The organism is Streptomyces sp. NPDC007896 (genome assembly GCF_042959425.1).
In the GTDB taxonomy this organism is placed as follows: Bacteria; Actinomycetota; Actinomycetes; order Streptomycetales; family Streptomycetaceae; genus Streptomyces.
Genome location: NZ_JBIBKX010000003.1, coordinates 675,965 through 696,131 on the forward strand (window position 1 = coordinate 675,965; position 20,167 = coordinate 696,131).

Annotated in this window: 19 protein-coding genes and 2 pseudogenes; 9 read left to right on the forward strand and 12 right to left on the reverse strand. The window is 70.2% G+C overall.

Going from position 1 to position 20,167, the window contains the following annotated elements; all coding sequences use genetic code 11:
* Positions 1-24 precede the first annotated feature (24 nt).
* Positions 25-930 carry an endolytic transglycosylase MltG gene (gene mltG, locus ACFZDJ_RS14470; protein WP_391059073.1) on the forward strand — a complete coding sequence of 302 codons (906 nt, stop codon included), beginning with the start codon at positions 25-27 and terminating at the stop codon, positions 928-930.
* 94 nt (positions 931-1,024) lie between these two features.
* Here mltG and ACFZDJ_RS14475 read toward each other — a convergent pair whose 3' ends face one another.
* The 5 genes from ACFZDJ_RS14475 to ACFZDJ_RS14495 form a co-directional block, all read right to left on the reverse strand.
* Positions 1,025-2,122, reverse strand: coding sequence for an NAD(P)-binding domain-containing protein (locus tag ACFZDJ_RS14475; protein WP_391059075.1), 1,098 nt, complete (start codon positions 2,120-2,122; stop codon positions 1,025-1,027).
* Between the two features lie 107 nt (positions 2,123-2,229).
* Positions 2,230-3,258, reverse strand: coding sequence for an aliphatic sulfonate ABC transporter substrate-binding protein (locus tag ACFZDJ_RS14480; RefSeq protein WP_390931294.1), 1,029 nt, complete (start codon positions 3,256-3,258; stop codon positions 2,230-2,232).
* A 79-nt stretch (positions 3,259-3,337) separates the two neighbouring features.
* Positions 3,338-4,129 carry an ATP-binding cassette domain-containing protein gene (locus ACFZDJ_RS14485; RefSeq protein ID WP_391059077.1) on the reverse strand — a complete coding sequence of 264 codons (792 nt, stop codon included), beginning with the start codon at positions 4,127-4,129 and terminating at the stop codon, positions 3,338-3,340.
* Positions 4,102-4,989, reverse strand: coding sequence for an ABC transporter permease subunit (locus ACFZDJ_RS14490; protein ID WP_391059080.1), 888 nt, complete (start codon positions 4,987-4,989; stop codon positions 4,102-4,104). Before ACFZDJ_RS14490 ends, ACFZDJ_RS14485 begins: the two co-directional genes overlap by 28 nt.
* Before the next feature lie 132 nt (positions 4,990-5,121).
* Positions 5,122-5,232: a putative leader peptide gene (locus ACFZDJ_RS14495; protein ID WP_390931299.1), complete on the reverse strand. Its 111-nt coding sequence runs from the start codon at positions 5,230-5,232 to the stop codon at positions 5,122-5,124.
* Between the two features lie 137 nt (positions 5,233-5,369).
* Here ACFZDJ_RS14495 and ACFZDJ_RS14500 point away from each other — a divergent pair, with 137 nt between their 5' ends.
* A complete protein-coding gene (locus ACFZDJ_RS14500; protein ID WP_168506570.1) occupies positions 5,370-5,792 on the forward strand; it encodes a YjbQ family protein in 423 nt (140 codons plus the stop codon).
* Between the two features lie 40 nt (positions 5,793-5,832).
* Here the strand turns inward: ACFZDJ_RS14500 and ACFZDJ_RS14505 are convergent, their stop codons facing one another.
* On the reverse strand, positions 5,833-6,228 hold the full coding sequence (locus ACFZDJ_RS14505) for a hypothetical protein (RefSeq protein ID WP_391059185.1): 396 nt from the start codon (positions 6,226-6,228) through the stop codon (positions 5,833-5,835).
* Between the two features lie 387 nt (positions 6,229-6,615).
* Entirely contained in the window at positions 6,616-7,176 is a 561-nt protein-coding gene (locus tag ACFZDJ_RS14510; RefSeq protein ID WP_391059082.1) for a nucleoside-triphosphatase, read from the reverse strand.
* 110 nt (positions 7,177-7,286) lie between these two features.
* Between ACFZDJ_RS14510 and ACFZDJ_RS14515 the strand changes: the two genes are divergently transcribed.
* Positions 7,287-7,739, forward strand: a complete 453-nt coding sequence (locus ACFZDJ_RS14515; RefSeq protein ID WP_168506566.1) for a YbhB/YbcL family Raf kinase inhibitor-like protein — start codon at positions 7,287-7,289, stop codon at positions 7,737-7,739.
* 5 nt (positions 7,740-7,744) lie between these two features.
* Here ACFZDJ_RS14515 and ACFZDJ_RS14520 read toward each other — a convergent pair whose 3' ends face one another.
* From ACFZDJ_RS14520 to ACFZDJ_RS14535, 4 genes and pseudogenes are all read right to left on the reverse strand, one after another.
* Positions 7,745-8,389 (reverse strand): protein-L-isoaspartate(D-aspartate) O-methyltransferase, encoded by a 645-nt coding sequence (locus ACFZDJ_RS14520; protein WP_384919953.1) that lies wholly within the window; start codon positions 8,387-8,389, stop codon positions 7,745-7,747.
* 31 nt (positions 8,390-8,420) lie between these two features.
* Positions 8,421-8,945, reverse strand: a pseudogene (locus tag ACFZDJ_RS14525) (hypothetical protein); the annotation flags it as partial.
* A gap of 130 nt (positions 8,946-9,075) precedes the next feature.
* Positions 9,076-10,173: a hypothetical protein gene (locus tag ACFZDJ_RS14530; RefSeq protein ID WP_391059086.1), complete on the reverse strand. Its 1,098-nt coding sequence runs from the start codon at positions 10,171-10,173 to the stop codon at positions 9,076-9,078.
* Between the two features lie 95 nt (positions 10,174-10,268).
* The gene (locus ACFZDJ_RS14535; protein WP_390931308.1) at positions 10,269-10,427 is read right to left on the reverse strand and encodes a hypothetical protein; all 159 of its coding nucleotides are present in this window, start codon (positions 10,425-10,427) and stop codon (positions 10,269-10,271) included.
* Positions 10,428-11,031: 604 nt separating this feature from the next.
* On the opposite strand from ACFZDJ_RS14535, the pseudogene ACFZDJ_RS14540 reads away from it, so the two are divergent.
* The 6 genes and pseudogenes from ACFZDJ_RS14540 to ACFZDJ_RS14565 form a co-directional block, all read left to right on the forward strand.
* Positions 11,032-11,184 (forward strand): annotated as a pseudogene (locus ACFZDJ_RS14540) (4-hydroxy-2-oxovalerate aldolase); the annotation flags it as partial.
* Between the two features lie 189 nt (positions 11,185-11,373).
* Positions 11,374-13,092, forward strand: coding sequence for a hypothetical protein (locus ACFZDJ_RS14545; RefSeq protein ID WP_391059089.1), 1,719 nt, complete (start codon positions 11,374-11,376; stop codon positions 13,090-13,092).
* Between the two features lie 293 nt (positions 13,093-13,385).
* The gene (locus tag ACFZDJ_RS14550) at positions 13,386-14,561 is read left to right on the forward strand and encodes a N(5)-(carboxyethyl)ornithine synthase (protein WP_391059093.1); all 1,176 of its coding nucleotides are present in this window, start codon (positions 13,386-13,388) and stop codon (positions 14,559-14,561) included.
* 312 nt (positions 14,562-14,873) lie between these two features.
* A complete protein-coding gene (locus ACFZDJ_RS14555) occupies positions 14,874-16,364 on the forward strand; it encodes a DEAD/DEAH box helicase (protein WP_390931314.1) in 1,491 nt (496 codons plus the stop codon).
* Positions 16,365-16,957: 593 nt separating this feature from the next.
* Positions 16,958-17,617, forward strand: coding sequence for a hypothetical protein (locus ACFZDJ_RS14560; RefSeq protein WP_391059096.1), 660 nt, complete (start codon positions 16,958-16,960; stop codon positions 17,615-17,617).
* Positions 17,618-18,570: 953 nt separating this feature from the next.
* Positions 18,571-19,332 (forward strand): hypothetical protein, encoded by a 762-nt coding sequence (locus ACFZDJ_RS14565; RefSeq protein WP_390931880.1) that lies wholly within the window; start codon positions 18,571-18,573, stop codon positions 19,330-19,332.
* Between the two features lie 49 nt (positions 19,333-19,381).
* Here ACFZDJ_RS14565 and ACFZDJ_RS14570 read toward each other — a convergent pair whose 3' ends face one another.
* Positions 19,382-20,146, reverse strand: a complete 765-nt coding sequence (locus ACFZDJ_RS14570) for a dienelactone hydrolase family protein (protein ID WP_391059099.1) — start codon at positions 20,144-20,146, stop codon at positions 19,382-19,384.
* Between the last annotated feature and the right edge of the window lie 21 nt (positions 20,147-20,167).

Below are 20,167 nucleotides of genomic sequence, written 5' to 3' on the forward strand. Positions count from 1 at the left end.
GCTTTAGCGGGTTACCGTGCCCGCATGCAGATGAACACTCCGCCACGGAGCACGATTCGACTGACGCGCCGGGGCCGGGTCGCCCTCATCGCGACCGGAGCCGTCGTGGTGGCCACCGCCGTGGCGGTGCCGCTGCTCACCCTGACCAAGGAGGACGACGAGGAGACGCGGCCCACGTCCCTCGTCATCCGGGAGGGCTGGCGCACCGGCCAGGTTTACGAGGCTGTCGACATGGCCCTCGCGCTGCCCCTGGGATCCACCAAGAAGTCCCTGGCCAAGGCCGACCTCAAGTTGCCCAACGACGCGGAGGGCAACCCCGAGGGCTACCTCTACCCGGCGACGTACCCCCTCGACAAGACGGCGACCCCCGAGTCCCTGCTGGCGCTCATGGTCAACACCGCGAACAAGAAGTTCAGCGGCAGTCCCGTCACCGCGGGCGCCCAGCGCAATGCGATGAACATCTATCAGGCGGTCACCATCGCGAGCATCATCCAGGCCGAGGCCGTCACCAAGGCCGACATGGGCAAGGTGGCCCGGGTCATCTTCAACCGCCTGGAGCGCGGCATGCCGCTGCAGATGGACTCGACCCTCAACTATGCGCTGAACCGCTTCACGCCGACCACGACCACGAACGACACGAAGCTCGAGAGCCCCTACAACTCGTACCAGCGCATGGGGCTGCCGCCCACACCGATCGCCAACCCCGGCGAAGCCGCGATGCGTGCCGCGATCAATCCCACCCCGGGCGGCTGGCTGTACTTCGTCACGGTCAAGCCGGGCGACACCCGGTTCACGGCCAGCTACGAGGAACAGCAGAGGAACGTCGCCGAATTCAACCGGCTCCGCAGGAGTGCCTCCCCCTCCCCCTCGAACTCGAACGCGATTTCGACCTCGGTCCCTGGCTCGCCATCCGCCTCGACCCCGCGCTGAAGCCCGGTGTCCGATGCCTGGTGCCTGGTGCCCGGTGCCCGGTGCCCGGTCGACCCAGCCCACGAGGTCTCCGAGCCGGCCACGGGGCGGGGCATCAGGCGCCGACGGTCACTCCCGCCAGCAGTCGCCTGATGTCCCGTACCGCCGCGCGCCCGGCCCGGTTGGCGCCGATGGTGCTGGCGGAAGGCCCGTACCCGACCAGATGGATCCGGGGATCGGCGAGCGCGCGCGTTCCCTCGACGCGGATGCCGCCGCCCGGCTCCCGCAGCCGCAGCGGCGTCAGATGGTCGAGGGCGGCACGAAAACCGGTCGCCCACAGGATGACGTCCGCGTCGACGTGACGGCCGTCGGCCCATTCGACGCCACCCGGGGTGATCCGGTCGAACATCGGCTGCCGGTCCAGCACGCCGTCGGCCAGAGCCTGCCGGATCGCGTCGTTCAGCGGCAGCCCCGTCACCGACACGACACTCTTGGGAGGCAGCCCCTGTCGGACCCGTTCCTCCACGAGTGCGACGGCCGCCCGCCCCACGTCCTCGGTGAAGGGTCCCTCACGGAAGACGGGCGCCCGCCGCGTCACCCAGGTCGTCGCGGCCGCGTACGGGGCGATCTCCATCAGATGCTGGGTGCCGGACGCGCCGCCGCCCACGACGACCACCCGCTGCCCGGCGAACTCCTCGGGTCCCGGGTACTGCGCCGTGTGCAACTGCCGCCCACGGAAGGTCTCCTGGCCCGGATAGCGCGGCCAGAACGGCCGGTCCCAGGTGCCCGTGGCATTGATCAGCGCCCGCGTCGACCACGTACCGGCGGAGGACTCGACCAGCAGCCGCCCGCCGGCACCCTCCCGCACGGCCCGCACGTCCACCGGCCGCCGTACCCGCAGGTCGAAGGTGCGCTCGTAGGTGTCGAAGTACTCCGCGATCACCTCGGAGGACGGCCGCGCCGGGTCCGCGCCCTCCAGCTCCATACCGGGCAGGGAGTGCATCCCGTGCACTTTGCCGTACGTCAGCGACGGCCATCGGAACTGCCAGGCGCCGCCCGGACGCGGTGCGTGATCCAGCACCACGAAGTCCCGCTCCGGCTCGAAACCGCCCCGCCGCAGGTGATAGGCGCTGGACAGTCCTGCCTGTCCAGCGCCTATGACGACGACATCGACCTCGCGGACTTCGTGCGCCTGCACCCCGGTGTTGTTCACGCTTCCACTAACTCGACCGGGGTGCGGGATCTTCCCGAACGGCGACGCCTGTGAGCCACCCGACGCGCGACCTCTGTCGGGCGGGAACCGGTACGGACGGACGGCGGTCAGGAGTCCTTGTAGACGCGGGGCGTGGTGGTGGAGGGTGGCAGCTCGCCGTTGAATCGGGTGTCCACGAAGGCGGCGAAGTCGACCTTGCCCGGGATCAGCTTCAACTCGGTGAAGGTGTCCGCGATCCGCTGCTCCGACGCGATGAGCGGCTTGTCGACGGCGACCGCGATCCGGCTGGCGTTGGTGCGCTTCACCGAGGCGAGCGCCACCTGGTACGGCAGTCCGGTGTCCTTCGCCCACACCTTGGCCCAGGCGTCCGGATGCCGGTACACCCAGTCCTGGGCGCGCCGCAGCCGCTCCAGATAGTCCTTGATGGCCGCGGCCTTCTTGGTGTCCTTCAGCGCACTCGGTGCCGCCACCTGGAAGCTGAGCCCGTTGACGACGCCGTCCCCGTCGGTCAGGATCCGGCCCTGCTTGGTGTCGAGGACCTGTGAGGTGTACGGGTCCCACACCGCCCACGCGTCCACCTTGCCGCCGGTGAACGCGGCGAGCGCGTCGGCGGGCTGCAGGTACTTGACCTTCACATCGCTCAGCTTCAGACCGGCCTCCTTGAGCGAGGCGATCAGCTGGAAGTGCGCGGACGAACCCTGTGCCACGGCGATGGACCTGCCCTTGAGCTCCTCGGGCCTGCGCAGCGACGAGTCCTTCGGTACGAGGATGGCCTCGCCCTTGGACGTGCCGTGCCAGGCGGCCACCACCGAGACCTTCGAGCCCGCGCCGGCCGCGAAGACGGGCGGGGTGTTGCCGACGCCGCCGATGTCGACGGCCTTGGCGTTGACGGCCTCCAGGAGGGGCGGCCCGGATGTGAACGTCGACCACTTGATCTTGTAGTTGAGGTTCTTGAGTTCTCCGGCGGCCCGCAGCACCGCCTCGGAACCACCCTTCTGGTCACCGACGTTGAGCGTGAGGGAACCCTTGCCATCGGTTCGGGCCCCCGCGGTGTCGGCGGCCGAGTTTCCGCCGCAGGCGGCCAGTAGCAGGGTCAGGGGGAGGAGCAGGGCGGCGGGGACGAGGTGTCGGCGCATGGCGATTCCGTTCGACTGCTTCAGGTGAAGTGACTGTGAGGTGACGGCGAAGGGCGACTGACGGGTGGGGAGGGGGAGCTCAGGCGACGGTGTCGACGCCCAGGCGCTCCAGGAGGCCGGCACGCAGTTCGGCGAAGCGGGGGTCGGCGATGTCGCGCGGCCGCTCCAGGTCGACCTGGGTCTCGTACGCGATGACACCGCCGTCCATGACGAGGACCCGGTCGGCGAGCAGCACGGCCTCCTCGACGTCATGCGTGACCAGCAGCACGGCACAGCCGCGGCGCTGCCACAGTTCGCCGACGAGCCGCTGTGCCTTGATGCGGGTGAGGGCGTCCAGCGCGCCGAACGGCTCGTCGAGCAGCAGCAGATCGGGTTCGCGGACCAACGCACGGGCCAGCGAGGCACGTTGGGCCTCGCCGCCGGAGAGCGTCTTGGGCCAGGCGTTCGCGCGGTGGGTGAGTCCGACCTCGGTCAGCGCCTGCTCGGCGACGGCGCGTTCGGGCTTGCCGGGCAGGCCCAGCAGGACGTTGCGCCACACCTTCTTCCACGGCATGAGCCGCGGTGCCTGGAACGCGACGGCCTTGCGCCGCGGGACGAGCACAGTGCCCTCGATGCCACGGTCGAGCCCGGCGAGGATGCGCAGCAGCGTGGACTTGCCGCAGCCGCTGCGGCCGAGCAGGGCCACGAACTCGCCGGGACGCACGTCGAGTCGGAGGTCGTCGATGACGGCGCGTCCGTCGAAGGAGCGGGTCAGTCCCTGCACGCGTACCGCGGGGGCCTGGGTGGCCAGGTGTTGCCGACCGGTCGCGGTCTTCTGCTGGGCGGTGGCGCCCTTCTCGAGGGTCACCGGCCCGTGAACGTCGGTCGCCATTGCAGCAGCAGCCTTTCGAGGGAGCGGACGATGAAGTCGGCGAGCAGGCCGAGAAAGGCGTAGACGATCAGGCAGACCACGATCACATCGGTCCGCAGGAAGTCACGGGCCTGCACCATGAGGAAACCGATCCCGGCGTCCGCGTTGATCTGCTCGGCGAAGACGAGCGCGAGCCAGGCGATACCGAGGGAGTAGCGAAGCCCGGTCATCGCCCCGGGCAGCGCGCCCGGCAGCACGACATGCCGGACGAGCCCCCACCGGGAGAGGCCGAGGGACTCCCCGGCCTCGATGAGCTGGGAATCGACGCCGCGGATACCGGCGTACACGTTCAGATAGAGGGGGAAGGACACCCCCAGCGTGATGATCGCGATCTTCGGGGCCTCGCCGATGCCGAACCAGATGATGAACAGCGGGATCAGTCCCACGAAGGGCACCGTCCGCAGCATCTGGACGCTCGCGTCCACGAGGTCCTCGCCGACACGGAAGAGTCCGGAGACGAGGGCGAGTCCGGTACCGACGAGGGTTCCGAGCAACAGCCCCACCGCGACGCGCTGCAAGGAGACGCCCATCGCGTTCGGCAGCGAACCGTCGGCGATCAGATTGCCGCCGACCCGTGCGATGGTGCCCGGAGAGGCGAGGATGTCGGGGGTCAACACCTTTGTGCTGCTGAGGAGTTGCCACAGCGCGAGCAGCAGGAGTGGGCCGGAGGTGCGGCGCAGCCAGCGGGGCACGCGGGCGCGGCGGGTGGAGAGGGGGACGATCGGAACGAGCTCGGGTGGCGCCGACTGGGCCGCACCAGTCTTGAACATATCCGATATATCGGGCTCGGCGGGGCTGGGCGGGGCATGGCTGATGCTCATGAGTGCTCCACGGGGAGGAGAGCGGCCGGAGAGGAATACGCCGTGGCTCCGCCGCGTCATCGGCTCAGGGCGAGCCGCGACGTGCGGGTGGAGCGGAGCGAGGGCGCGGTGGAACGGGGGAGTGAAAGGGCGTCAGCGGCCGCGGCGACACGCGGCGGAGGCCACCCGCAGCAGGTCGATGTGACCGCGCGTGGTGAGCATGGCTGAACGCAACATGCGGGTGAAAGTAGCCAGGTGCTCCATGCCCGGTCAATGGTGTCTCGCGGAATGGAACGCGTGTATGGCGGAACGGAACGCGTGTATGGCGGAATGGAACGCGTGTACAAGGGTGCGGGCTGTCGGTCGTGTGCGGAATCCCGCGGACGGGTGAGAATCGGGTCATGCCCGATGCCTTCACCACTCGAGTCCTGAACGTCGCCACCGGTTCGGCGGAGACGGTCGTCGACCTCACCCGCGACTGCGAGGCCTTCCTCCGAGAGGTGGCGGCGGGCCGCGACGGCCTCCTGAATGTCTTCGTGCCCCATGCCACCGCCGGTGTCGCGATCATCGAGACCGGCGCCGGAAGCGACGACGACCTCCTCGCCGCGCTGCACTCCCTGCTCCCCGCGGACGACCGCTGGCAGCACCGCCACGGCAGCCCCGGGCACGGCCGTGACCACGTACTCCCCGCCGTCGTCCCGCCCCACGCGACGCTTCCGGTGCTGGGCGGGAGGCTGGAACTGGGGACGTGGCAGTCGGTGTGCCTGGTGGACACGAACAGGGATAATCCGGAGCGTCAGGTCCGGCTGTCGTTCTTCGGGTAGCGGCACTGTAGGCGCGATATCCGGCCGTACCAAGCGGCGGTCAGCGCGACAGGAGCAGTGCCGAGCCGATCTCCGCCAGCCGGTCCGCGAGGTCCGGGCGCCGGCCCAGGAGGCCGGTGCGGACCGCGTTGTCGACCACGGTGAGGGCCGCGCACACGGTGATCTTGGCCTTGGCCGTGTCGAGGCCCGGCCTGACCTCGTCGAGGACGCGGAGCCAGAGGGCGAGGTAGTCGCGCTGTGCCTGCTTCGACGCCCTGCGTTCCTTCTCCGGCAGCTGGTCGAGCTCGCCGATGAGCAGACCGATCAAGTGGCTGTGCTGGAGGGCGAATTCGATGTACGAGCGCAGCAGGAGGTGCAGGCTCTCGTCAGCAGTGGTGGCGCGGGCGAGCGCCGGCGCGGTGCCGGCGCGGCGCTGTTCGCCGGCGCGGGCTACCAGGCGACGTCGCTCGTACTCCGAAGGGCATGTTCGCGATGCTGTCGCTCACGCCGGACCAGATGCGCCGACTGCGCGGGCAGCTCGGCATCTACGGCACGACCTCGGGGCGCATCAACATCGCGGGTGTCTTCGCGCACCGGATTCGATACCTGGCGCAGGGCATCGCCGCCGTCCTTGAGACGCCCCCTATGCCTCCGGGGGCGCCGGGCGGCACACCATGGCGGCCGGGGAGGGGCGGGCGCCGAACCGGGTGGTGTAGGCGATGCCGGCCGCGTACTCGGTGGGCAGGCACCGACCCTTGGTAGCGGGCGCCGCCGGTCGCACCGGCCGGGTGATTTCACATCCTGTCGCCCCGACTCCGCTTTCAGCAGGTCGGAGGCCGGTCTCTTATCCGTGAGAGGGAGGCCTTCCGTGCGTCCGGGGCTGCTGCAGCCGGGCCGCGAGCTCCCCCGGCAGGACGTCCCGGTTTGCCGGAGTGAGCTGGACGACCTCGATGTCGGCGCGCCGCTTGAGGGCGTCGGTGAACGGATCGCGGTGCGTGTGGACCGTGGCGACGACGTCGACCTCTGCGACGAACAGCGCGTCGACCGCGTGCCGGAACGCCGTGCACGCCAGTTCCATCCGCCCCAGCTCGTCGATGAGCACCAGCCGCCCTGTTGCCTCCTCGGTTGCTGCCGGCCGAAGCGACGGCAGCGCCAGTCGTTCCAAGACGCCCAGGTCGACGCCGTATTTCCCCACCCGTGGCGGACCGGGCAGGTCGACATGGGCGAGCACCTCCCGCCGGCCTGCCAGGGTCTCCAGGGCGAAACCGACGCGGCCGCCGGATTGCCGGATCTCCTCCGTGGTGAAGCCGGTGGCCGTGTGGGTGGACAGCAGCGCGGCCAGCCGACGGAGGGCGGTTGTCTTGCCCGCACCAGGGCGGCCCTCGAGCAGGATCCTTGTCGGCACACTGCCATCTTCACCCCTGCTTCCGGAGGCGGCCCGGGTGGGCTCGGCCGAACGGGGGTTTTGGGGTGCGGACCGGTGCCGGTGCCGCCGTTGCGGGTATGGCGGCGCGCATGAGCGGAATTGAACTCAGCAGCACCGCGTTCGACGACAATACGGTGATCCCCCTTCGGTTCAGCGGGGAGGGTGAGAACATCTCACCGCCCCTGACCTGGTCGGGGGTGCCCCACGAGGCCACAGAGCTGGTGCTCCTGTGCGAGGACCCGGACGCGCCGGGGACGACCTTCCTGCACTGGCTGGTGACCGGCATCGATCCGGGGACCACCGGGGCGGCGGAGGGCCAGAAGCCCCACGGGGGCCTGCCGTGGCCCAACGGCTTCGGCCGCGTGGGCTGGGGAGGGCCGATGCCTCCACCGGGGCACGGGCCGCACCGCTACTTCTTCCGCCTGTACGCCCTGTCCGAGCCGCTGCCGCTGCACGACCACCCTGGCGCCGAGGACGTGCACCGTGCCCTGAAGGGCAGGGAGCTGGCCTCCGGCACCCTGGTCGGCACCTATCAGCGCTGAGCGCGTCACCGCTGGTCGTAGCCATGGGCGCCGTACAGCCGGACGAACCGGGCCGCGGTGACCGTCCTGCGGTGCACCAGGCCGCGGGCCCGCCGCTCGTACAGCTCGACGCGCTCCTGCCCGCCCTGCCCGATCGGCTGGACGAGCCGGCCACCGGTGCGGAGCTGATCCACGAGCGGCTCAGGCACTCGCGGGAAGGCCGCGCAGACGATGACGGCGTCGTACGGGGCACGGGTCGGCATCCCGAGGGTCCCGTCGCCGAGTACGACCTCGGCATTGCCGACGCCCTGCCCGGCCAGCCGCAGGCGGGCCTCGTCGACCAGGTCGGGCCAGCGCTCGACGCTGACGACGTACGCGGCCAAGCGGGCCAGCAGCGCGGTCTGCCAGCCGTATCCGGTCCCGACCTCCAGGACCGTTTCGTCTCCGGTGAGGCCGAGAGCGGAGACCATCATGGCGATCAGCGAGGGCTGGGTGGTCACCTGCCCGTGGGGGAGCGGAACGGGCGTGTCCCGGTACGCGGATGCCACCTCGTCCGCCGGGACGAATTCCGCCCGGGGGATGCTCCGTACGGCCTCCAGGAGACGGTCGTCGGTCACGCCCCCGGCGTGGGCCGCGCGGACCAGGTCCTCGGGGGTCCCTTCATGGGCCATCGGACCGCGGGGCCGTGGCGGTGGCGCCAGGGAGGAGGATGGCGGCCTCGTTGCTGACGCGGCCCGATGTGTAGAAGGCGGCCTCGTCGGGGGAGTCCAGCTGAGCCAGTTCCCCGGCCAGGAGTGCGAAGGCCGCGTCCCAGCCGATGGGTTCGTAGTGGTCCGAGCCGGGCCGCTTGACCATCGGCTCGGTGAGCCGGCCCTGCTGGTTGAGCCGCTGGGCGGATCGTTCGGCCGGCTCGGGGACCGGGTGCTCCCGGAAGAACCCGGCCGTGATCCGTCGTGACGTCGCCTCGTCGCTCACGTGCTTGGCGCCGTTCTCGCAGTACTCGTTGCGGTGCCGGTGAGCGGGGTACGGTTCCGGCCAGGCGCAGCCCGGGCAGACGAAGCCCTTGGTCTGGTTGAGGTTGAGCAGCGTCAGCCCCGTACGGCGGACCGTCCTCTGCTCCAGGGAGTACCGCAGCGCCTTGGCCACCGTCGGCACGCCTACCGCCCAGGACTTGGGCGGGGTGATCGAGACGTCCGTCTCCTGCGCGCCGCTCCTGCTCCTGTCCATGTGTCCCATCCGCCGCTCATCCGCCGCGCTGCCGCTCCAGCCCAGTGTCGGCACGTTCCGCGCGCGGCGCGATCCGGGGCGGTCGGGCGCAAGGGGCGACCCGTGATCCGGGAGGCGCAGCGCGTCGGCGTCAGGACGGAGTCCCCGGGTCGGTGTACCGCAGCAGGGCGCCCACGCCCTCGTACAGCCTGAGCTCGCTCTCCGGTACGACGACCAGCTCGGCACCGGTGCCGACAAGGGCCCGGATGAGGGCCTCGTCGGCGCGTTCCTCGCGCGGGGCCCGCACGCCGAAGGACATCAGCTCCGCCTCGGTCAGGGCGAGCTGAGTGGGCTGGGAGCCCGCCCAGAGCCGCAGCGAAGACTCTGGCGGCCGGTTCAGCAGCAGTGCCGCGACCTGGCCGCGCTGGAGGGCGGCGACGGTGGCGGCCAGCCCCTCCGTCATGGGTCCGTGCAGGGCACGCCGGCCGATGAAGATGTCCACGAGGTCCCGGTCGTGCGCGGCCATGCGGCCGCGGAAGACGCTGTCGAGCTGCGGCTCCAACAGGGCGCGTCCGGTGTCGGTGGGGGTCCGGCCGCCCACGCGAACGACCTTGTCCCGCAGGGTGTGCGGCAGGCGGCGGATCAGTACGTTGCACGCCCACTCGTCCCCGCCCACGACGACGGCATCGGCATGGGCGCGCCGCGCCCGTTCGTCCAGCCGGTGGCCGAGCCGGAGGGAGGTGCGGTGCCAGGTCGCCACCGCGACCCTGCGGTGCAGCCGCTCACCCGGGGTGACGGTGGACGCGGGCCAGGTGCCGGTCTCCGCCTCCAGAGTTACCCAGCCGTGGGTCTCGGCGGTCGGAAGGCCGCCGTAGTGGACGACTACGGCCATGTAGGGGATCTCCGGAACGTGCTGGGTGACCAGGGGCATCGCGTCCGGCAGGGTGCTGTAGCGCGCGGAGTCGTGCTCGGGCGGCCTGGGCAGCTCCCCGTCCAGGACGAGCGTGCCGTGGGCGGCGAAGATGGCCTGACCGTGCACCCCCGGCACCTCTGTGTCGGCTCCGACCACCTCCTCCAGTACGTTCAGCAGCGCCCGGTCCGAGCCCTGACGGGACAGACTCTCGCGCAGCCGCCGCCAGCGCAGCGCGATCGCCCGCTCGGGATGCTCGACGTTTCGGGAGGTGTCCAGGTACACGGAGGCGAAGGGGCCCGGCTCCGCGTAGAGGGGTTCAAGGAACGACAACCTCATCGCCACTCCTCGTCGATGGTCTCCCCTCCTTTGATGATGCGCGCCCCGGGGGCGATGGAGCTCGACGAGCGCAAAGCGGTGCGAACGCGGGGCGGTCAGGCGCCGGCCGGCAGCAGCCGGCCCATAGTGAGCACGGTGGCGGCGACCAGGCCGTCCAGCTCGTGGCGGGGGCCGCCTTGCCCCACGTGAATACCGGTTTCTGGGCCGTACTTCGACAGACCGAGCGACGCGTTCGTGAGCTGCGGATCCAGCACCGGCCCACCCACTTCCGGAGGCCATCGCGGCACGCATGGAGTTGGATGAGCTGACGGGTCGCTCAGGCGATGCGCGTGGTGCGGTGGTGCACCTTTACGACGGACTCCGTCAGGACTGCTGCAGTTGGTTCGGTCCACATGACCGGAAGACACTCGACGCCTTTGAGGGCATCGTGCGCTGGATCGAGAGTACAGCGGGGTGACCCCGCAGCCGTCGGCTCCTGCAAGACATCGGTTGAGACAGCCCCGGGACCGAAGTCTCCCATCGTTGCCATGGATCACCCATTGGAGCTGCGGCGGGCCTATCGGTAGGGTCGGGGTTGTCTTAGCGGAGTTTGTGGGGCCGCCCTGCAGAACCTGTCCCGTGGTCCGCTCCACGGCGGCGGAACGCGGTCCGTATGGGTGCCTGAGGGGTACGACTCCGGTGCATCGGCCGTCCCGGTCCAGTAGGTGCCCCATGTGTTTGACCGTGCGCAGGACCACCGAGCGGTCGGCGACCGTGAGGCGAGGCAGCCTGCGTGACAGAGGGGCCTCGAAGGCGTGCACGTCACGCAGGTCGCGCAGCCAGACATCGATCACCAGGTTGTGCGGGCCGGCCGTGATCAGCTTCCTGCGCCACGCCGAGACCGCGGCCGCTCGCCACGGACTGGACACCCGTGCCGTCCTCGTCGAGGTCGGCCGCCGGGGCATGGTGGGCGGCCAGGAGGACATGATCACGGACGTCGCGCTCGACCTCGCGGCGCGAGAGCGGACGTGATGCCTCACCGAGTGCGGACGCGACGATGCCGCCGCCGACAGCCGCCGGTGCCGCGCAGGCGCGGCCGGGCGTCTTGTCTGCCGGGGAGAGCCGGAGAAGGCCGTCACCCACCTCCGGGACCAGACCGACGGCATGGGAGCGTCCGGACCAGGAGACAGGCCCGTCCTGCGGGCTGCTACGGTCCCTCGCGTGCCCCGTTCCGATCTCCGCCTCCTCGACCGGCTCCGGCGGAGTCCACGCCTGGCCGAACTCGCAGCGTTCCCCTTCGACTTCGACCTCTGCCGGGCCGGCCACGGCGAGGACGTCCGTCTGGCATCGGGTGCGCCGCTGGAGGGGATCGCGGGCGACGACACCGGCGGCACCTACTTCCTCTGCGGCGAGGGAGGGGTGCTGTACGCCGACTCGGAGGGTCATGCGGGACTGATCGCCGAAAGCCTCGCCGACACAGTGGAGTTGGTGACCGGCCTCCCTGGATGGCGGGACCACCTGCACCTACCGCCGGAAACCGGAGAGGAGGAACTGTCCGCGGCAGCCATCGAGGCGGAGGAAAGCATCCGCGCCTCCTACGCCGCCTCCCTCGACGCCTGCCGCGATGAGCTCCTCACCGGCCTCGGGCTCACCCCGCGACCTCCCGCCGAGCTCTTCGCCCGGATGTACCGTGCCCTCCGCCGCACCGAGCCGGACCACGTTCTGCTGCTCGCCGACGAAGGCAGCGCCTACCACCTGCTGGACCCGCACCCTCGCCCCCCGCTGCGGGAGGCCCTGCTCGGGGCCTGCCGGGCGGACCTGGCTCGCCTGCGTACCGACCGCGCCGCCTGGCCGACGGTGGCCTTCTCCCCGGTGTCCGGCCGGAGCGACCCGGAGCACGACGCCAACGCGGCCCGCCGCGCCGGTGCGCTGCGCGCGGCTCAGTACGACCGGCGCGACACCGACCTGCCGCTCATGCGCCATCTCCTCGAGCAGGAGACCCTGTGCCGCCGTAAGGCCCCCTTCGGAGGGATGGGCGAGGAACTGCACCTCGCCGTGTTCCTGGTTGCCCGCCGCCACTGCGAGGAGGACCTCTCCCGTCTCTACGCGGCTCGCTGCGCCAACTTCGACACCTGGTGCGCCCTGTCCGACCTGCCACTCGGCCGACCGGGCAAGAGCGGTGAGGACGATCTCCGCTGGGAGCCCGAGGCTTTGCAGGCCTGGGTCGGAGCCCTCGACACGCCGGAGTGGTTCGGTGACGACCCGGATTCCGAGTCTGCCGAAACGTGGGTGACCCTCGCCCGTCGCCAGGGCCGCACGGAACTCGCCCGTACGGCCCTGATACGCACGCTCGATGACATCGGGCCCGCCGACATCGGCGAACTTCCCTGGATCGCCGACGAGTTCGCCGAGCTCGGCGACTTCCGGCAGGCCTCCCGCGCCCAGCGGTTGTACGTCTCGTGCCAGGACACCGACCTCGCCCGTGGCTTCGCGCACACCCGCCTGGCCGCCCTGGAACGGCAGGCAGGCGACCTCGACCGGGCATGGACGTCGCTGCAGCGTGCGCTCACCACCCTCGACGGGCCGCGGTCCCAGAGGCCTGGCCCGTGTCAGCCCGCACTCTTCGACATCGAGCCGCCCGCTGCCGACGACGACTGGCGCGAGAAGGCTGCGGCCTTCGACCTCATCGAGGAACACTTCCAGCTCGCACGTTCAGCCGCAGACTCCGGCAATGCTGCCCTCGCCCACCGGTCCCTCATCACCGGCACGGCTCTTCTCGACACAGTTCAGCGCAGGCCGCCGGCCCTGTACGCCGCGGCCCATGCCGCAGCACTTGCCTGCGGTGACGGAAGCCTGACTGCCCACTACGCGGATCTCCTGTCCCAGGAAGAGCAGCGCATGGCCGAGTTCCCATATGACTCGGGCGACAACGACGACTGACTCCCAGCGGCCGCGACCATGGGGGGCGGGGGTACGGTGGTGCTACCGAGCGCACCTCGTATGCCGTCATCCGTTTCGGCGTCGTTCTCGGGGAACGGCAAGGACCGGGCCCATGTGGTCCGGCCGGAAATGAGCCGCCCCATGCCTCCTGGCCAGCGCAATCGCGCCGTCTTCCGTATTCCGTCCCGCGCCCCGCGTTAGCGGACCTCTTGGTTCTCACGCTGTTTCCGAGGCCCTCCGGCACCTCGCTTCACACACCCGCGATGAACAAGAGTGAAATGACAAGGAAGCGCATGAGCCTGATGAGCCTGGGAGTGCTTGCCTCCTCCCGCAAGGAGAACGAGTTCCGGTTGCCGTTGCACCCCGGCCACCTCGACCGGATCGCCCCGGACGTACGCGAAAGGATCTTCCTCGAAGAGGGCTACGGCCGGCGGTTCGGCGTCGGCGACGACTCCCTGCGACATCTCGTGGGAGGCCTGCGCTCCCGAGAGCGGCTACTCGCCGAGTGCGATGTGCTGCTGCTGCCCAAACCGATGCACGACGACATCGCCGAGCTGCGCGAGGGTCAGGTGCTGTGGGGATGGCCGCACTGTGTGCAGGACGAGAAGATGACCCAGATCGGCATCGACCAGAAACTGACCCTTGTCGCCTGGGAGGCCATGAACCACTGGACGTCCACGGGGGCCTTCAGCGTCCATGTGTTCCACAAGAACAACGAACTCGCGGGCTACTGCTCGGTGCTGCACGCCCTGCAGCTCGGTGGGCTGACCGGTAGTTATGGCCGCCGCATGCGTGCGGTGGTCATCAGCTTCGGCGCCACGGCGCGCGGAGCGGTCACCGGCCTCGGCGCCATGGGAGTCTCCGACGTCACGGTGCTCACCCAGCGCGCCGCGGCGGCCGTGGCCTCGCCGATGCCGTCGGTCGTGATGGGCCACTTCGAGGAGCAGGAGGACGATCCGTCGCGGCTTCGGGCCCTCACCGCGGCCGGTCCCGTGCCGCTCGCGGAGTACCTGGCCGGGTTCGACATCATCGTCAACTGCATCCGGCAGGACACCGACGCGCCGCTGATGTTCGTCACCGACGAGGAACTCGCCCTGTTCCGGCCGGGCACCTTCTTCATCGACGTCGCCTGTGACGCGGGCATGGGCTTCGAATGGGCCCGTCCGACCACCTTCGGCGAGCCCATGCCCTCGGTGGGGCCGGACTGCCACTACTACGCGGTGGATCACAGCCCGTCCCACCTGTGGAACTCGGCCACATGGGAGATCAGCGAAGCGCTCCTTCCCTATCTCCGCAAGGTCATGAGCGGCCCCGCTGCCTGGGAGGCCGACGCCACGGTCAGAAACGCCATCGAGATTCGCGACGGCGTGGTCCAGAACCCGAAGATCCTCTCCTTCCAGCACCGGTCGGCCGTGTACCCCCACGCCATCGAGGTCCCGGCGCTGCGCCCCGCCGCACAGGTGGCCTGACGACGCCTGGGAGAGTCCGCGCAGCAGGTCTGCGTGGTCTCTCCCGGCCGGTCTGCCGGTCTGCCGGCCTGGCGGTCGATAATGGTACTTTTCGCGCCCAGGTGCGCGTGCCGTGCTAAAGTTGGCGTCAGTTGTGGTTCCCGTAAACTCCAAGTGCCTTTGATGACTTTATGTCGTCGGGCATTTTTGCATTTCGCAGAGCGTGGACCCCTGGGTATCGCCCGGAAGTCGGATTCGGTTCGTTCTTGCAATTCATTCGGTTTATCGCTGCCGAGAATTCCTCGATACGTGCCATATCGAGGAAGGTTCTCCATGAACCGCTCAGCTCGTACGAGCGACCGTTTTGCCAAGACCCGTCGGCAGGGCGGCCAGGGGCGCCCCGGCGCCCGTTCGGGCGGCGATGGGCGCCGTCCCTCCGCACCGCAGGGCGAGTTCGCGCTGCCGGAGACCATCACCCCGGCCCTCCCCCCGGTTGCGGCCTTCGGCGAGCTGGACCTCCCCGTCGCGTTGCTGGAGAAGCTCACCAGCCTCGGCGTGAACGAGCCGTTCCCGATCCAGGCCGCCACGCTGCCGAACTCCCTCGCGGGACGCGACGTCCTGGGCCGCGGGCGCACCGGATCGGGCAAGACGCTCGCCTTCGGCCTCGCGCTCCTCGTGCGCACGGCAGGACAGCGGGCCGAGGCCCGGAAGCCGCGCGCACTGATCCTCGTTCCCACCCGCGAGCTGGCCCAGCAGGTCTCCGATGCGCTCACCCCGTACGCCCAGTTGCTGAAGGTGCGGCTGGCCACCGTGGTCGGTGGTATGTCGATCGGGCGGCAGGCCGCCGCGCTGCGGGCCGGGGCCGAGGTCGTCGTCGCGACCCCGGGCCGCCTCTCCGATCTCGTCGAGCGCAATGACTGCCGTCTCGACCGGGTGAGCATCACCGTCCTGGACGAGGCCGACCAGATGGCCGACATGGGTTTCATGCCACAGGTCACCGAGCTGCTGGACCAGGTGCGCCCCGACGGTCAGCGCCTTTTGTTCTCCGCCACGCTGGACCGCAACATCGACCTCCTCGTCCGTCGATATCTCCATGACCCGGTGGTCCACTCGGTCGATCCCTCGGCGGGCGCGGTGACCACCATGGAGCATCACGTACTGCAGGTGCACGGCGCCGACAAGTACGCCACCGCCACCGAGATCGCCGCCCGCGACGGGCGCGTGCTCATGTTCCTGGACACCAAGCACGCCGTCGACCAGTTCACCAGGCACCTGCTGAGCAGTGGAGTGAAGGCCGCGGCGCTGCACAGCGGCAAGTCGCAGCCCCAGCGCACGCGTACGCTCGCACAGTTCAAGACCGGTCACCTCACTGTCCTGGTGGCGACCAATGTCGCGGCCCGTGGCATCCATGTCGACGATCTCGACCTCGTCGTCAACGTCGACCCGCCCAGTGACCACAAGGACTACCTGCACCGAGGCGGCCGTACCGCCCGCGCCGGTGAGTCGGGCAGTGTCGTCACACTCGTGCTGCCCGGCCAGCGCCGCGACATGATCCGTCTCATGTCCGACGCGGGCATCCGGCCTCACGTCACCCAGGTCCGTTCCGGCGAGGCGGAGTTGAGCCGGATCACCGGCGCGCAGGCTCCCTCCGGTGTTCCCATCGGCGGCGGCCGGCCGGTCGCGGAGCGACCCGAGCGCGGCGGTGCCCCCTTCCGGGGCCTGGGCACCCGCCCGGGACGCGCCGGTGGTGAGTCCCGCCGGGTCGCCGAGGCCCGTCAGACGGCCGAGGCCCGCAAGGCCGCCCGGGTTCGTCGTGGCGCGTAGTCCGAGCGCCTGAAGTTCCGCGACGGGACACTCCCAGGTGAACGCCGACGGCTCCCTGCACACCGGCCGACCCGGTGTGCCCCTCGACACCCGCACGGCCCGCTTCTCCTGACCCGCCGATCAGGAGGCCGTGGTGGGCGGAGCCGTGGGAACGGAGCCTGTCCGTGATGACCCGCCGCGCACGCCAACTCACGGACGAACCATGGGCCTCCCTCGCCGAGGTTCACCCGGAAGAGGGACGCGCGAGTGACGCGGTGACCTGTCTGGAACGCCTCGAACGCATCTCCGACCGGATGGGCGGCGGAAGGACACGGCTCCGAGATATCTGCTCGCGTCGGCTTCGGGGACACCGGCCGGTCACCGCACCTGGAGCCAAGGCTCATGAGGTCGGCGGCCACGAGCCATGAGAGCGGCCAACTTCGCACCGTCGAAGGCCACATGGCGGTTCGGCGGCACTAGCACATGAGTCGGCCGGGGAAGCACATGTGTCGCACATATCGGCGCGACAGGAGCATCCGGTTCCACTCGTGCGTACTATCTCTACACTGCTGCAGGCCGTGGCAGTTGTGTCCTGCGAGTGATTGGCCCATGTCATGTCTGAAGTCAGCTCCAACTCCCACTCCACAGAACTCACGTCGCAGTACATCGCCCAGGTGACGGGTGACCTTGAGCGCAATGCCAAGGAGCAGGACCGTGTGGGCGCGGAGATCGAAGCCCTGCAGGAGCAGTTGCGTGCCCTGCAGCACGATCACATCGTCCTGGTGAACATGCAGGACGCGCTCGGCGGTCCCGACTCGACCCCCGGGGCGGAGGTCGCGACTGCGCCCTCCGTGCCTCACCAGTCCTCTGCCGAACCCAAGCAGAGCAAGGGGACGAAGGCGGCCGCCACGGGCGCGAAGAAGACGGCGCCCAAGAAGTCCGCCGCCAAGGCCGTGTCCGCCAAGGCCTCGTCCGCCAAGGCCTCGTCCGTGAAGCCGTCCACGACGGCGGCCAAGCCGACCCTCGTCGAGCTGATCCGAGGACACCTCGAGAAGCAGAGCGAGCCGCGTTCCGCCGCCGAGATCACCACCGCGCTCACGCAGGCCCACCCCGACCGCAGCGTGAAGACCACGGTCGTGCGCACCACCCTCGAAGGACTGGTCGCCAAGAGCCACGCCCACCGCAGCAAGCAGGGCTCGTCGGTCTTCTACACCACGGCAGTCACCTCGGAGCCCGCGCCGGCCGAGCCGCAGCAGGAGGCGGTGTCCGACTGAGCATCCGCAGGAGCCCCTGGCACCGGCATCGGGCTGCGGTCCGGTTCGGTCCACGAGCACGGCGGTGCCGTCAGGAGAGTTCGCGCTGTACGACCCCGTAGTCGTCCTCCTCGGCCGAGGCGGCGCACAGGTGTTGGCCGTCCATCGAAACGGCGAGGAACTCGGGGGAGCCCGTCACCGCGGCGATGCGTGAAGGCAGGTGCTCGCCGACCGGGTCCGCGACTGCTGCCCAGCCGATCTCACTTCCGTCCGACAGGGGCGGAGGGATGAGGAACTCGCCCTTGTCGCCGTACAGCGCACTCGCCGAAGCGCATTGCAGGCGGTCCAGGGGTTGCTCTTCTCGACCCGCGGACAGGGGGGCAGCCCGTATGGGTCGGACCAGGTATGGGGGCTGTGGACGTAGGTGGCGGGGTGCCCAGCGGCACCAGCACCGGGGTGCGGCGGAACTCGCCCAGCGGCGCGGCGAACTCCCGTCGGCGAGCGGCCACTTCAGGACCGTCCAGCACGTCCCGTGGACGCTCCCGCGAAGACGTCGCGTGCTCCGGCGCGGCCGGGCGGCCCGCCAGTTCCGCGTAGTCCGAAGCCCGTGACCTGGGAATTCGCGGCTCTCCCGCCCCGTCCCTCCTGCTCAGACATGCGTCCCATCATCACGACCGCACACAACTCGTAGCGACGGCGCCCGCGTCACGCCCCTGTCACATCGGAGCACGGATCGGAGAGACAGGGAGCAGGCACTGGCCGGGGGCTCCGTGATGCGGGCTATGTCGCTCTATACGATGAGGCGTCCGGTGGGGGGTTTGGGGGAGAGACCATTGGGTTGGGCGGTCGACGAGCGTCGCGGTGATGCCGGGGACGGTCATGCGTGCGGCGACGGGTTCGGCGAGGGCCGATTGCCGTCCGCCGCGAGTGACGAGGCGGGCGTGCGGCCGCGCGGCCCACTGAGCCGGTTCGCGTTGTTCGTCGGGCGCACGCTGTACGGCGAGTGGCACGGCATCGTCGTGGATCCGGTACGGCAACTCGTGCGCCGTGGGCTGTCCGGACTCCTGTTGGCGTTCGTGGCTGTCTTCGGGGTCATCTTCTTCCACGCGCTCGCCCAACATCCCACCGGTGCGGTGATCGTGCGGCTGGCCGGCGGAGTGAAGGCCTGCCTGCCGCTGCCCCTGGAGCTGCTGCGTACTCCGGTGTCGCTGTACGTGCCCGCCCTCGACCTTCCCGTGTGGGCGGGCATCACCCAGCTGTTCTTCGCCTTCGCTCTCGCGGAACTCGCCCTCGGCCGGGCCCGGACACTGGTCATCTCGTACGCCACCACCTTGGCCGGCACCCTCACGGTCCGCGTGATGATCGCGCTCGGCCCGGGCTGGTGGGGGCTCGGCCTGCCGCGCGAGATCGGGCAGGTGCTCGACACCGGGCCCTCCGCCGCGGTGGTGGGACTGTTCACCTACCTCTCGGTCATCCGGCGCGCCCCCATCGTGTTCGCGCTCACCGGCGGCTCGATGGTGTGGGAGTCGATCGTCAAACCCAATCTGGCAGGCCGTGAGCACCTGATCGCCGTGGGCGCCGCGATAGTCCTGGCGGTGCTGCACGGGCGCTGCCGACGACTGTGGGATTCCCTCGGCGCCCTGCTTTTCTCGGCATGGTCACGAAGTGGCCTTGAGCGGCTGTTCCCGCCACGTGATGAGGGGCGTACGCCGGGCGCAAGGACTCAACCGCGCTGAGGGTCCCCGACCGGAGACGGCCGTCCCCGTGATCGGTGGAGCGACGTGTTCAAAGGGTGCGGTCGAGGAGGTCGAGCAGGGCTGCCCAGTGGCGTTCGGTGGCCTTGGCGTCGTACGCGGCGGTGTCGGCCATGGTGTAGCCGTGGTGCGCGCCGGGGTAGACCTCGCTGTGGTGGCGGACACCCGCCTCGGTGAACGCCTTGTCGAGGCGCTCGATCTGCTCGGGAGGCAGCGAGGCGTCCTGGTCGGCGTGGCCGAAGTACAGCTCCGCGGTGACCCGGCCGGCGAGCAGGTGCGGGCTGTCGGGGGCGTCGGTCGCCAGCCGGCCGCCGTGGAAGCCGGCCGCGGCCGCGACCCGCTCGGGGTAGGTGCCGGCGGTGCGCAGGGCCAGGCCGGCGCCCATGCAGTAGCCGGTGATGCCGACCGGTCCGTCGGCGGCCTGCGGGCAGGCGGCCAGCCAGGACAGATAGGCGTCGGCGTCGCGCATGGCCAGGTCGGGGGTCAACTCCCGGATGATCGGAAGGAGTTGCTCGAACAGCGCCGGACGGTGGTCCGCGTCGATGACGTCGGGCAGCTCCAGTACGGGTGCCGGCCCGTGGCGGTGGAGGAGGTTGGGAACCAGCACGGTGTAGCCGGCCCCGGCGAGCTTGTCGGCCATCTCCTTCAGCCGGGGGCGCAGTCCGAAGGCGTCCATGTAGAACAGCACCGCGGGGTGTGCGGTGTTGTCGTCGGGGTGGGTCAGATAGGCGTCGGCCGAGCCGTCCTGGGTGGGGATGTTCACGGAGGTTCCCCGTACTTCACGTACCTCGGTCATGGGCGTCCCTCTTCTTCTCTC